General features: G+C 37.8%; 12 protein-coding genes. 9 read left to right on the forward strand and 3 right to left on the reverse strand.

Going from position 1 to position 13,938, the window contains the following annotated elements:
- Nucleotides 1-8: 8 nt before the first annotated feature.
- Nucleotides 9-851: a tRNA (N6-threonylcarbamoyladenosine(37)-N6)-methyltransferase TrmO gene (gene tsaA / locus MMG00_RS01470; protein WP_242150357.1), complete on the forward strand. Its 843-nt coding sequence runs from the start codon at nucleotides 9-11 to the stop codon at nucleotides 849-851.
- 149 nt (nucleotides 852-1,000) lie between these two features.
- On the opposite strand, the gene MMG00_RS01475 is transcribed toward tsaA, so the two are convergent.
- Both MMG00_RS01475 and MMG00_RS01480 read right to left on the reverse strand, forming a co-directional pair.
- Complete coding sequence (locus MMG00_RS01475; RefSeq protein ID WP_242150360.1) at nucleotides 1,001-1,366, reverse strand: DsrE family protein; 366 nt, start codon at nucleotides 1,364-1,366, stop codon at nucleotides 1,001-1,003.
- 30 nt (nucleotides 1,367-1,396) lie between these two features.
- Nucleotides 1,397-2,608: a tetratricopeptide repeat protein gene (locus tag MMG00_RS01480; protein WP_242150362.1), complete on the reverse strand. Its 1,212-nt coding sequence runs from the start codon at nucleotides 2,606-2,608 to the stop codon at nucleotides 1,397-1,399.
- A gap of 505 nt (nucleotides 2,609-3,113) precedes the next feature.
- On the opposite strand from MMG00_RS01480, the gene MMG00_RS01485 reads away from it, so the two are divergent.
- From MMG00_RS01485 to MMG00_RS01520, 8 genes are all read left to right on the forward strand, one after another.
- Nucleotides 3,114-5,189, forward strand: a complete 2,076-nt coding sequence (locus MMG00_RS01485; RefSeq protein ID WP_242150365.1) for a RelA/SpoT family protein — start codon at nucleotides 3,114-3,116, stop codon at nucleotides 5,187-5,189.
- 515 nt (nucleotides 5,190-5,704) lie between these two features.
- Entirely contained in the window at nucleotides 5,705-6,787 is a 1,083-nt protein-coding gene (locus MMG00_RS01490; protein ID WP_242150368.1) for a methionine ABC transporter ATP-binding protein, read from the forward strand.
- 2 nt (nucleotides 6,788-6,789) lie between these two features.
- The gene (locus MMG00_RS01495) at nucleotides 6,790-7,464 is read left to right on the forward strand and encodes a methionine ABC transporter permease (protein WP_242150371.1); all 675 of its coding nucleotides are present in this window, start codon (nucleotides 6,790-6,792) and stop codon (nucleotides 7,462-7,464) included.
- A 142-nt stretch (nucleotides 7,465-7,606) separates the two neighbouring features.
- Nucleotides 7,607-8,767, forward strand: a complete 1,161-nt coding sequence (locus MMG00_RS01500) for an acyl-CoA dehydrogenase family protein (protein WP_242150374.1) — start codon at nucleotides 7,607-7,609, stop codon at nucleotides 8,765-8,767.
- 224 nt (nucleotides 8,768-8,991) lie between these two features.
- Nucleotides 8,992-9,873: a MetQ/NlpA family ABC transporter substrate-binding protein gene (locus MMG00_RS01505; RefSeq protein ID WP_242150377.1), complete on the forward strand. Its 882-nt coding sequence runs from the start codon at nucleotides 8,992-8,994 to the stop codon at nucleotides 9,871-9,873.
- A 59-nt stretch (nucleotides 9,874-9,932) separates the two neighbouring features.
- Nucleotides 9,933-10,760: a MetQ/NlpA family ABC transporter substrate-binding protein gene (locus MMG00_RS01510; protein WP_242150381.1), complete on the forward strand. Its 828-nt coding sequence runs from the start codon at nucleotides 9,933-9,935 to the stop codon at nucleotides 10,758-10,760.
- 477 nt (nucleotides 10,761-11,237) lie between these two features.
- Nucleotides 11,238-12,206, forward strand: coding sequence for a hypothetical protein (locus MMG00_RS01515; RefSeq protein ID WP_242150385.1), 969 nt, complete (start codon nucleotides 11,238-11,240; stop codon nucleotides 12,204-12,206).
- A 167-nt stretch (nucleotides 12,207-12,373) separates the two neighbouring features.
- A complete protein-coding gene (locus MMG00_RS01520; RefSeq protein WP_270049332.1) occupies nucleotides 12,374-12,724 on the forward strand; it encodes a hypothetical protein in 351 nt (116 codons plus the stop codon).
- Nucleotides 12,725-12,910: 186 nt separating this feature from the next.
- Here MMG00_RS01520 and MMG00_RS01525 read toward each other — a convergent pair whose 3' ends face one another.
- Nucleotides 12,911-13,747: a shikimate dehydrogenase family protein gene (locus MMG00_RS01525; RefSeq protein ID WP_242150388.1), complete on the reverse strand. Its 837-nt coding sequence runs from the start codon at nucleotides 13,745-13,747 to the stop codon at nucleotides 12,911-12,913.
- Between the last annotated feature and the right edge of the window lie 191 nt (nucleotides 13,748-13,938).

Genomic DNA, 13,938 nt, shown 5'->3' on the forward strand with positions numbered 1-13,938 from the left:
TATCGACCATGAAAGATAATCTAAAAATACAGCCTGATTTGCATCATGCTCCAGAATCTCATAAAGATAGCTTAAATGATCTTAAAGGGCAGGAATACTCGGCCTATGGTTTACGAGAGATAGAAGCCGTAGCGGTAATGGAAGGTTGCTTTCCTGAAAAGTTCGGCGTCCCTCGGCAAGCGGGGATTGTGAAGTCTGCCCGTGGAATGATCCGATTTTTACCGCCCTTTAATCATGAGAATTATCTTCATGGTTTAGAACTTTCTAGCCATATTTGGCTTACCTTTGGCTTTCATCAAAATCATTGGAATGGTAAAGCGACTGTTCGACCTCAAAGATTGGGTGGAAATGAGCGAATGGGAGTTTTTGCTACCAGAAGCTCTTTTCGTCCTAATGGCTTAGGATTATCTGCTGTTAAGATTGAATCTATTGATTGGAAAAATGTCGAAATTGAAGTTTCAGGTCACGATTTAGTTGATGGTACGCCAATCTATTGCGTCAAGCCTTATATCCCCTTTGCAGATGCTTTACCTGAAGCAAAGAGTATTTTTGCCGCAGAAAGGCCAGAGCATTATGCGGTCTATTTTACGAAAGAGGTTCATGATTTTTTGCAAAATAGGTTGATTGATTCCCCTTATTTAAAAGAGTTAATCACTGAAGTCATTGCTCAAAATCCAACACCGCAATTTCATCATGATTTAGATCGAGTCTATGGCGTGAGTTTACGCGCTTGGAATATCTCCTTTAAGCGCTTATCACAGGAAGATTTAATGAGAGCTGTTTTAGATCAATATCTCCCTATCTCTTTGGTTGGTAAAGCTTTTTTAGTGACAAGGATCAATGCAAGATAGGGGTGGTTAAGGGTATTCTATTTTGATAGCTCTTGCAGAGTGATTTGATACTGATGTATCTAGGTAGTTAATAAAGCTAATTTGTCCTCTTAGGGTGATTTTAAACTCATCTCTAAGAGGTTTTTTTTGCCTATCTATTAATTTTTTTATTAGAGCTTTATATAAGCAAATTCAGCTTTTTGGTGCTCTACTAAGGCAATAATTGCAACGGGGACTGTATCTATCGTGATGGGCGTATTTTTAGGATTAAGTTCATCTATAGAAATGTCTTGCCCTTTTAAGGAGTTTTGGCAAGCATAAAATTGGATATTTTCAGCTTCATTGTGAATGGTTAGCTCCGCAATTTTTTGGCGGGTTTCAGAATCTAGATATCCTTGTACCGCGCCGGCATTCGCGATAATCACAATATTAAAAGGCACATTGTCTGTTTGAAGAGCTTGAATCGTATTGTGAATGTTATTAAGTAACATAGGCCATTTTTGAGGCTCATTAATATGGAATACTAATTTAAACATCTTCAGCTTATCTCCTTTAAGTGATGATCATTATTGTGAGAGTATTCGATAGAAATTACAAGCGCCCTCAATCTCATTTTGACAAGCTTTTTGAGCCCATTCAAGTGCTAGATCACTCTTTCCCTCTTTTGAGTAGATCACAGCAATGATGGTTTGAGTCTCTAATAATCCCTGAGCTTCGGCAAGACGAGCAAAGGTCATTGCTTTTTTAAGATCTTGCTTAACACCTATTCCTTGTGCATAGAGGGAAGCAAGGGCAAGTTGGGCATAGGGCTCTTCATAATTAAGGGCTGCAGTTTCAAAGTATCTTTGTGCTTTTTTGATATAAGCTGCATTTTTGTCTTCAAGATAGCGTTGAATATAGACTTTTCCAAGTAAAGTTATTCCGGCAGCATCTTGTTGTTCAGCAGATGAAATTGCATAACGCTCTGCTAAATCAATATCTTGTGTAACTCCAAGCCCATGAAGGTGGAGATACCCTAATACCATTTGCCCTGTAGAATTATCCTCCGCTGCCGCGAGTTCAGCCCAGTAACGAGCTTTTTCATAATCTTGAGGTAATGCATCCCCATAGAAGTAAAATTCCGCCAGTAATCCTTGCGCATCGGCATCATCTTGCTCAACGGCGAGTTTTAGCCAATATAAACTTGTTTCATAATCAGGTTCTCCTAATAGGCCAAGATAAGCAATTTCCGCTAAACGATGCTGAGAAGCTGAGTTTCCTTGCTTAGCTGATAATGTAAACCATTGAAATGCAGTTTCATTGTCTTCTTCTCCTAAGCTGCCTAAATAGGCAATTTCTCCTAATAAATTTTGTGCATCTGGATCCTCATTTTTAGCAGAAAGTTGCAACCACTTATAAGCTTCTTGATAGTCAGGATCAGCGGTAAGCCCATAATAATAAATTTCACCCACATAATATTGAGCATCGGAATCTCCTTGCTTGGCTGATTCTAAGAACCATTTGAGGGCAAGCTGATCATCTTCAACACCGGCAAGTCCTAAGTAGTAGATAGTAGCAAGATAATATTGTGCTAATCCTTCCCCTTGTTCTGCCGCAAGTTTTAAGTATTTTTCAGCCTCGAGATACTCTTTTTCAGTAGTTGCATCATGATAGAGCTCTTCACCTACGGCAACTTGTGCGGCGGCATTTCCTTGCATTGCTTTCAATTTAATTGTGGAATAGCCTTGTGCAAAGACAAAGGAGCAAGAGAGAAGGCAGAGTAAGAGATATTTTTTCATAAGGATTATCCATTAAAAAAATTATGGAAATGAAGGCTTTTATGCGATTAAAGCGATGTTGAAAGTCGATCCAATAATATTTGAATATTAGTAATACTATTAATGTTGATGTTAAATATATTGAGGCTTGATAGCGTACAAGAAAAATTGTTATTTTATATTGGGAATATAGCTATATTTGTATATTTAAATACTATTTATTGTATTTAAATACTCATAATTACCAATCATTGAGGATGAATCATGGTAGGCATTTTTTAAGGCTTCGGGTTAATGATTAAGTCTTAAGGGATATTGTTATCGAAAGTCATAAATATTGAGGATAGATGTGTATTTAGGGAATCGAGTGAGTTTTAGCGTGCAAAAAAGGGGCGAACACTTGAGTGTTTTTGCAGATATCGCTATAAAAGAGAGACCCATTTGTTTGATAATTGCATTATAATGTCTGATTACCTGACTATTTTGCTTAGCAAAGAATAATGATAAATGAGACGGAGAAGTAGATGTGTCAAAGTCAATAACATTGACCGCTCTCCAAGAGTGGCTACAAAGTAAAGAAGATTCGTGGAAGCCGGAATATTTCGCTGCCTGTATTAAATATCAGGATCATCCACTATATAAAATCGCACTTGAAACGGCATACTATCTAGATCAACTAGATATTGAGGTAATGCCGCAAGTCGCCTTGATTCTCTTTATTTTAGGCGTTTCAGTTGAAGAACAGCCAGAAAGCACTCGTAAATTTATTCAATATCTTGGCGTTGTGAATCATTTAACCTCAGGATCGATTTCGCACGAGAAATCTCCAGAAACGCTGCGTAAGATGTTTTTAGCCTTTGCAGAAGATGTAAGGGTCATTGTTGTCATGCTTGCTTATCAGGTGATTGTGATGCGTAATGCGCGCGATTCACAAGAAGATAAGCAGCGTGCCATTGCACAAAATACCAATACCATTTTTGCACCGATTGCCAATAGGCTAGGGCTCTCAGGAATTAAGTGGGAGCTTGAAGATTATGCTTTTCGTTTTTTAGAGCCTGATTTTTATCGCGAGATAGCATCAAAGCTTGATGGCAAGCGTAAGATGCGTGAGGAGTATATTGAAAATGTCATGGCAACAATTAAGCGTTTGTTGCTTGAGCATCAAATTAAGGCGGATGTTTCTGGGCGTGTGAAGCATATTTATAGTATTGCGCGGAAGATGCGCCAGAAGAATTTAAGTTTTGAGCAATTATACGATATTCGAGCCGTGCGGATATTAGTCGATAGCACAGCAGATTGTTACGCTGTTTTAGGCATTATCCATGAATTATGGGTACCGATTCCAAGAGAGTTTGATGATTATATTGCCAATCCTAAACCTAATGGCTATCAATCATTACATACGGTGGTTTTAGCGCCAGGAGATTTAGCCTTAGAAGTACAGATTCGAACGCACAAAATGCACAATGATGCTGAAATGGGCGTTGCTGCGCATTGGAAGTATAAGGAAGGGCGAGGAACTTCTATTGATCAGGCGGATTTAAATTGGCTACGTGATCACTTAAATAGAGCCCTTGAAGAGGGTGAAGAACAGATCACTGAAGAGTCGATCTTTAATGAGAATGTCTATGTGATGACTCCAGCAGGTGAGCCTTTAGAGCTTATTGCCGGATCAACCCCTTTAGACTTTGCTTATAAAATTCATACAGGTCTAGGTAATCGTTGCCGAGGCGCGAAGGTCAATGGGGCAATTGTGTCATTGACTTATGTGCTTCAAAATCGTGATGTGGTAGAAATTTTAACAGGGAAAGTCCCAAATCCTAGTCGGGATTGGATGTCACCCCATTTAGGGTATACAGGCTCAAGTCGTACCCGTTCTAAAATTCGGGCATGGTTTAGAGCGCAAGAGATTGAGAGTAATCTTCAAGCTGGAAAGGCAATGGTGGAAAAGGAGCTTTCGCGCTTAAATGTCCGTTTAAGTGATGAAGAGTTAAGACGATTAGCCAGTAAACTTCATTGTACAAGTATCAATGATCTTTACGCCAATATTGGTTCAGGGGATATCACTATTGCGCAGCTTATCGCAAGGTTGCCAGGAGAAAAACCCAAAAATAATTTTGATCCAGATTTAATGGTGCGCCCGCAAACGAAAAAAGCCCAAAGCGGCATTCAAGTGAAAGGGATGGGGAAATTATTAACCTCAATGGCGACTTGTTGTAAACCTGCACCACCAGATCTTATTGGGGGATATATTACGATCAATCGCGGTGTGACGATTCATCGCCTTAACTGTGTTAATTACCAAAATATGCTGGATCAAAATCCGGAAAGAGGCATAGATGTTGATTGGGGATCGAGTGATGAGCGTCTTGTTGAAGCGGATATTCATGTGATTGCCTATGCGAATGTGGATCTTCTTCAAGAGATTAGTCAATTAGTATCGGCTGAGCATTTGAAGATAACGAATATGAATATGAAGCAAGAGAGCGCAGATACAAGATCAATTAGTTTTACGTTAGAGATTAATCATGTAGATCAATTAAGCCGTCTTTTGGACCGAATTAATCAGATTCCCGCAGTATTAAAGGCTTATCGAAAATAAATATTTAATAAAATAACAGCTTGAATTGTCTAAATAATTAGCGATGATTTTTGTTTTAAATACCGATCTTTTGAGGATGTTTTAAAAATTGACATAAAAGTGTATAAAAATTACTAAGCCTACCAATAAGGTAGGCTTTTTTGATGTCATCTATTTTTTTTAATGAAATACTGATATCGCTTGATAAATCTAGCTTTAAAAAGGTTTTGTATGATTTTATATAGCGTGTTTAAACCTTTTTAAAAGGTTTATTTGATAAAAAAAATGTTAATTCATATTGTTTTTATATGCTATGTATGTTTTATTATAGGAGGTGTTGCGCTTTGCACGAAAAGATTGAATAATTGAGATCGTATCCTGCCACAAGAAGTAGGCGCTTTGTCACAGAGTAAGGAGTTGAAAGAGAATGTGTAAAATGATGAAAAACCCAATGATACAGATGATCATGTGCTGTTGCATTTTGACACGTCAAAACCCAATTTCATTACTAAAAGTCTATAAACGGAGAAAACCCAGTGATCCAATTTGAACATATCTATAAAACTTATCTACGCAACGGTGTTGAAACTGAAGCGTTAAAAGATGTTAGTCTGCATATTGAAAAAGGCGATATCTTTGGAGTGATCGGCTATAGTGGTGCCGGAAAAAGTACATTAATTCGTCTTGTGAATGATATTGAAAGTCCTACAAAAGGCAAAGTGATTGTTGATGGACGAGATCTTTCAACGTATACGCCAAAAGAGCTCCGTTTAGCGAAAAAAAATATCGGTATGATCTTCCAGCACTTTAATTTGCTTGAGACTAAAACTGTTGCGGAAAATATCGCATTACCACTCACCTTAAGTGGTAATCATTCAAAAGCAGAGATTAATCGCCGAGTGGACGAGCTTTTACAGTTTGTTGAGTTACCTGATAAAAAGAATTCTTATCCCCGTGAGCTCTCGGGCGGGCAAAAACAGCGTATTGGTATTGCGCGTGCTTTAGTAAATGACCCTAAGATTCTCCTTTGTGATGAAGCAACTTCGGCATTAGATCCCCAAACAACCATCTCAATTTTAGATCTTTTAAAGAAGATCAATAAAGAGCAAGGCGTGACGATTATGATGGTTACGCACCAGATGGAAGTGGTGGAATATCTTTGTAATAAAGTCGCCGTAATGGAAAAAGGCGAAGTAATTGAAAGTGGTAAAACTATTGATGTCTTTGGGAATCCAGAAAAAACAACGACGAAAAGCTTTGTCCGTACAGTGATTGGGGATTCTATTCCGGAGCGCGTGTTACAAAACCTTGATGACCCAACATTAACCGATATCTATCGCTTTGAGTTTTTAGGACGCTCGGCGCAGGAACCTGTGATTAATGAGCTAATTCTTAAGGGCGATGTGGTGATTAATATTCTCTTTGCCAACATGATTGAGATCGAGGGCAATATTTTAGGTAGCACCTTTGTACAAATGACAGGAGAGAGCGCCAAAGTAGAAGAAGCGATTGCATTTCTACGTTTCCATGGCGTAAGAGTGACACATGAAGGATCGAAACACTCGATTAATGTGACACAAAAAGAGTTAAATCTTGATTCTGTGAAAAGAGGAGCATAATCATGTTAGATTGGTATACAGAAACATTTAAAACCCAAGTGACATTGGAACAATTCCTCCAAGCAGGTTGGGAAACGTTTGTCATGGTAGGCGTTTCGCTCGTGATCGGGACAATTTTAGGTTCAGTCATTGGCATTTTATTGGTTTTAACACGCCCAGGTGGGATTGAAGAGTCTTCATTTTTTTATAAAGTATTAAATACGGTTGTGAATATCGTACGCTCACTTCCCTTTATTATCTTAATGGTGGCAATCATTCCTTTTACTAGAATGGTAGTGGGAACATCGATTGGAACCTCTGCGGCAATTGTGCCTTTAATTATCTATATCTCCCCCTTTATTGGGCGTTTGGTAGAGAGTTCACTTTTAGAAGTGGATCATGGGATTGTAGAAGCTGCTAACTCAATGGGCGCTACAACATTTCAGATTATTTGGAAGTTCTTATTACCAGAAGCACGTGGCTCACTTATCTTGAACTTCACAACAGCAACCATTGGATTAGTGGGTGCGACAGCAATGGCTGGTGCTGTTGGCGGTGGTGGTATTGGGGATTTAGCCCTTAACTATGGTTATCAGCGATTTGATAGTGTCGCGATGTTCTATACGGTTGTGCTGCTTGTGGTGATTGTTCAAGCGATTCAGTCACTCGGTAACTTCCTTGCTAAACGTTATCATTAAATAATTATTGAGATGAAATAGTCGTTTATATTCTTATAAAAGAACTATTTCATCTCAAATCCCATATCAATTTCAGCCCTAAATCCACTAAGTAAGATGCGTGAAATCACGTGTCCTTCTATTATTCGTCCTGGAGAAAGTCATGAGTCATGTTATTAATTTAGTAGAAATGAGTTCTAAAGCCCGTCTTGATGCGATTCAAGAGATTGCAAAAGCATTTAAAGCACGTGCTTATCAGCATGATGTTGCAGGAACATTTCCATTAGAAAATTATGCTGATTTAAGAGCTGTTAATTTCCCGGCATTAACGGTTCCCAAAGTTTTAGGGGGCGCAGGGATCTCTTTAGAAGAGATGTTAAGACTGCAAGCAGAAATTGCTAAAAATGATGGCTCAACAGGGCTTGCGATCGGTTGGCATATGGGAATTAGTAAACATCTTGGGGAGACTAATAATTGGGATCCTGCACTTTATGCAGAGTTTGCTAAAGATGTTATCGCAAAAGGGGCGCTCATTAATAATGCCGCGTCAGAGCCGGCAACAGGGAGCCCAACGCGAGGCGGTCGCCCAGAAACGACAGCGGTGAAGAGTGCTAATGGCTGGGCTTTAAATGGTCGTAAGACATTTACGACATTATCGCCTGTTTTAGATTATTTTGCGGTGAGCGCCGGCATCGATGGTTCAGATCAGGTTGCAAGTTTTCTGGTAAAAAGAGAGTTAAGCGGCGTTTCAATTGAAGAGACATGGGATTCAATTGCGATGAGCGCTACAGGGAGTCATGATCTGGTATTAGAGAATGTTGAGATTAGAAATGAGGATCTCGCGCAATACTTAATCCCAGGTAAGAAAGATCCCCAAGGATGGCTTCTTCATATTCCGGCAGTCTATTTTGGGATTGCCACAGGCGCATTTGAAGAAGCGGTCGATTTTGCCAATAGTTACTCTTCAAATGCGATGAAAGGGGGAACCGTCGGGCAGTTCCCAACGGTACAGCAAAAAATCGGGCAGATTCGAGTAAAACTCATGGAGATGGAGTATTTTCTCTTTGGTGTTGCGAAAAAATGGGATGAGGCAAATGCTGAGGAACGATTGGAGATGGGGGATGAGTTAAGCGCTGTTAAAGTTGCGATCGTCAATCATGCTTTAGAAGTCGTTGATCTTGCCATGCGAATTGTTGGCGCAAGAAGCTTATCTCAAAAGCATCCATTATCAAGAGCTTATCGAGATGTTCGTGCAGGATTACATAATCCGCCGATGGAAGATATGGTTTACACCAATTTAGCGAAAAGTGTTTTAACACTTTAATGATTGTGGGGGATTAATGCCGGTAGTAGCGTTTAATCATATAAGCTCCGCATTTTAAATAGCATCAAATAATAAATTTTGTTTAGCAAAAAAGCTAGACAGGGGAAGCTTTGTCTTAAAAGTTATCTTCTTAGGGCGTTTAGCCTTTAGTTTTTGATATTTTTTAATGAAGTAGATTAAAAAACATTGTTAATAACATCATAGAATTATAAGGATGGAAGGGAATGAATATCACAAAAAAGATGGGAAAGGGATCACTCAGGCAATTATTATCAAAAATGCCGGCAATGTTATCGGTATTTAAAATAGGATTACTTTTTATTGCCGGAATGATCCTTGCTGCTTGTAGTGAGGAGCAAGGTGAGAAAAAAGAGATTGTCTTTGGTTTAGGCCCTTCTATTTATGTGAATCAAGTTGAAGGGGGAATTATTCCGCTTTTAGAGCAGAAAGGTTATAAGGTTTCTATTAAGACTTTCTCTCAAAACTCTATGATTCCACCGGCATTAAAAGAAGGTGCGGTAGATGTTTCTGTCCATATTAGTACGGCAAATCTTCAGGAGATGAATCGTCGGTTAGGCGGAGATGCGATGATGGTTTGGGCTGATACACCAAGCGCGCCGCAAACTATTCGCTCTTTAAGACATCAGAGTATTGATGATATCCGTGATGGTATGACCATTGCGATTCCATCAGATCCTGTGAGCTCTGAAAGAGCAGCAAGATTACTCGAATCAGTGGGCTGGATTGAGCTAGCCCCTGAAATTGATGTTTCAACGTTTCACGTCAATGAGATTAAGCCAGGGAGCGTTACTCCTAAAATTGTGGAGATGGAATCGGCATTAATGCTACGTGCTTTACAAGATATCGATTTTGCGGTGGTGAATGGTAACTTTGTCACAAATGCCGGAGAGCGTATTCAAGATGGATTAGCGATTGAAGATTCTCCAGAAGAGCATCTTGTAAAAGTCGCTATTTTAGAGAAAAACCAACATGAAACATGGGCGAAAGATATTAAAGAGGCTTATGAGTCAAAAGAATTTGAAGTATTTATTAAAAATGACCCGATTTATGAGGGATTAATATTCCCGAAATCATGGTCTAAATAGATCTAACTATTGCAAACAGGACCAGTAAAACTGGCAAAAAAGTTAAGGAGACTTTTATCATGCAATTATTAAAACAATGGACACACTCTTTTAAAGTTATCTCTCTGATGGCAATAACGCTACTAATTGCAGCTTGTGGTGAGGGTAAAGATTCTGATAAAAAGATTGTCTTTGGTTTTGGCCCATCAACATATGCTGAGCAATTTGAGAAGGGAATTCGTCCTATTCTTGAGGATCAAGGTTATGAAGTTGTGGTAAAAATCTTATCGCAAAATATGCAAATCAACCCCGCTTTAAAAGATGGTTCGATTGATGTCGCAGGGCATCAAAGCATCGCTTATATGGAAGAAATGAATAAAGAGTTAAGTATGAATATGGTGAAACTTGCAGACACCGCAAGCGCGCCGCAATCGCTTCGTAGCACAAAACATCAATCTCTAGACGATGTAAAAGCCGGCATGACCGTGGCAATCCCGAATGATCCAGTCAATGCTGAACGTGCAGCAAGAATCTTAGAGAGCATCGGTTGGGTTGAAGTGACAAATGAAGAAGTTTCCCGCTTTAGTGAGAGAGATATTATCTCTTTAAATGGCATAAAAGTTCTATTATTAGATCCAGCCCAAGGTTTAAGAATTTTAGAAGATGTCGATTTTGCAGTGATTAATGGAAACTATGTTGCCAATGCCGGTCTTAAAATGACAGATGCTTTAGTTGTGGAAGAGACGCCAGAAGAGCATGTGGTGATGATCTCTATTCGTGGCGAAGATCAAGATAAACAGTGGGCGAAGGATTTAAAAGCAGCCTATGAGTCTGATGCTTTTGCAAGCTATATTCAAAATGAATCTCTTTATGATGGTTTTATTTTACCAACAGCCTGGCAGAAGTAATATTTAGGTAAAGTGGTTCATGCATCATACCCAGAAGACTTTTCTGGGTATTTTTTTGCCTAGAGATTTTATAGGTTTCTTCTTGTTAATTAATATCATGCTGTTGACAAATATTTTAAAGTTAAGATTTAAGGTATAAATTATATTAATTATGCGTAACCTATTTATATAAAATAATGGATATTTCTTTAATTTCATTGGTGTAGGGAAAATATCACACTGATACAGATTATGTGAGGCTTAAAGTAGCATGTTATTTTTCATGTTTTATATCATGTCTTTTCCTTTCGTATTAGGAATTATTTCTCTACTCTCAGAGAGAACGGTTTTAGTTGGAATAGGCGGTTTTCCCGTAGATCTAGTCATAAATTTTTTGGGAGCGTTACTTTTTTCTTTTATTCCGGCAACCATTTTTTCTTTATTGGCTGCTTTTTATAAAATGAAGCAAGCGCCTAAGAAGGGATAGGGAAATATCACATGAATAAGATAGAACACCCATTCTCGCTTTATAAGCTTCCTATGGTTGGAGTTGGAACGATTTTAGTTTTACAGCTCATCACAATATTAGGGCTTGTCTTTTATAAGGACTTTAATGTTTTAGACTTCTTTCCCTTTGATGACGGTTTTAGTTTTCTGACCTTTTTATTAGGTGCCATATTATCAGCAACGGCTTTGATGGGATTTATCATGATGGTATTTCATCATTTTAAAATTAATGTTGTCACAAGAATAAATATTATTTTTACGATAGGGTTAATGGTACTTTTTTATTTGATTGTCTGGGGATTTTTAGGTCTTTTTATTGTTCTTGTAAATAACAGCATCTATTTCTTGACGTATGAATCTATAATGACGCTATTTCAATGGTTATCATTACTGTTACTTCTTCTTTTCTTAGTCCCCCTTTTAACCTTTATTTTATTAATCAGTATGTTCCGCAGGGCTTTTGATCGTTATGAGGGTGGGCTCTGTAAGGTTTATTCTTCTCGTTATTGGCGATTTGCCAATATGTTGGCAATTTTTACTAGTTATAGTTTTATAGAGATCATCTTTCATCTTGTGTGGACTTCCTTAGTGAATTTTTCGATATCAGATACTTTTTACGAGATGAGTTGGAGCGTGATATTGCTAAAGATGATCCCTAGCTTTTATATGATTGCTTATATACCAATGAGCCTTTATTTTTTAATTCTAGGCGTGAAAAATCACCCCTCTTTAACACAATTGCATTTATCATCAGTATTGATAGCGACTCCTATTTTATTTTTAGCATCGGGAATTTTGTCCGCAATGGGCACAGGAATTTACTTATGGTCAGCCTCTGGGGCGATGATGCTTGAACTTTTCTCCTTTACCTTAATCATTATTGCTCTATTTTTTTTAATCATCGGGTTCTTTGTGACTAATGGAATTATTAATGCCTGTTTTAAGAAACATTTTAGATAAGAGGATTATTAAAAAAACACTTTTGATATTTAATTTAAAAAGCAAATGAAAACACATTAATAATTTATTTGAATTTTATATTGCTGATTATATTGCCATCTATTTGAATGTTAATTTTATGTCTATATACTAGCTTTTTTTTAATTTCAAATAGGAAATATTGAGTAATGATTTACGGCATTTTATTAATTATCTTAGGACTTTTAGCAAGCCCTTTACTTGTTTTATCGAAAAAGCCTAATGCAAAAGAGTTATTAGATAAAGTTGCTCCTTATCAGGGCTTTATTGGCGTTATTTTCTTAATTTGGGGTGTTTGGGGGATTATCGCTTCTGTGCTCTCTATCAACTTTTTAGCACATGCTCCGATTTGGTGGATTACAGGATTAGCCGTTGCCATTTTAGAGGCTTTGTTAGGGTTCATTATGGGCTATGGTTTAGTGACAAAGTATGTTTTAAACAAAAATGAAGCAGCAAAAGCAAAAGGCGAAGCGGTATTAGCTAAAATTGCACCATTATAAGGTACGTTAGGAATTATCGCCATTTGCCTTGGTATCTGGTCTATTGTGACGGTGTTTTTATTTGCCGTATCTGCTTAATGTTTCCTTTAGTAGTAACATTACTATTTTAGTGATGAAAGCGCTCTTAATAATAGGAGCGCTTTTATTTTATGAGGGAAGAGGGAAGTCGCAAATGACTTTTCAAAATTACAATTTAAGATCGATCTTGAGTATGGCTGGATCATTGAGCAGGAATGCCGCCATTTGTGTCGCTTGTCCTTTTAGCATCTCAACACCTTTTACAATCGGCATCCCTTTCTCTTGTGCCTTTTTTAGTAAAAGCGTGACATCAGGTCTCATAATTACTTCTGTAATCCAAGTCTCTTGATCTAAATGATCGAGAGAAAACGGTATCATCTCTTCCATACCAATCATACCTACAGGCGTTGCATTAATACAGACCGTCATATCGGTAGGTTGATCATCTCCTAAGGTTAATGTTGCATTAGGATAGGTTTTTTGAAGGTCATCAATTAATAATTGTGCTTGCTCTAGGGGCTTATTATAAATCGTCAGATTTGTAACACCTTGATGGAGTAGATTAAAGGCAATAGCTCTACCAGCACCCCCAGCACCAACTTGATAAACTCTAGAAGTTTGATCAAGAGGGACATTATTGCGAAGAAGGCCTAAAACAAATCCAGAGCCATCAAAAGTATCGCCAATCACCTCTTTTTGATCATTAAAACGGATAGCATTCACCGTGCCAATTTCAAGGACATTAGGAGCTAACTGATCACACATTTTCATAATAGGAATCTTGTGCGGAATTGTGATGACAGCACCTTCAAAATTTTTAATATGTTTACTCACATTCAAAAGTTGCTCTAAATGATCGCTATCGACTTCAAAAGGAACACATACGGCATCAATTTTCAGCTGCTTAAAAATACGGTTCATAAATTGTGGGGTTTGAACTTGTTTAACAGGATCTGCAAAAATACCAAAGAGCCTTGTTTCACCAGAAATTTGAAATTCACTCATAGTTTACTCCTACAATTTAGTGTTGTGGTGTAAGAAGTGTAGGGTATAAAGTAAGTTTTTGAGAAAAATGAGGATGAAAACTTCTCTTAGATTGCTAAGCATTAATTATTTATAGTTTATGAGTATTGAAAAATAGCGTACCATTCAAGAATCGATGAGATGGATATCTCATTTTTATTTTTATTATTTCA

This window comes from Ignatzschineria rhizosphaerae (assembly GCF_022655595.1).
In the GTDB taxonomy this organism is placed as follows: domain Bacteria; phylum Pseudomonadota; class Gammaproteobacteria; order Cardiobacteriales; family Wohlfahrtiimonadaceae; genus Ignatzschineria; species Ignatzschineria rhizosphaerae.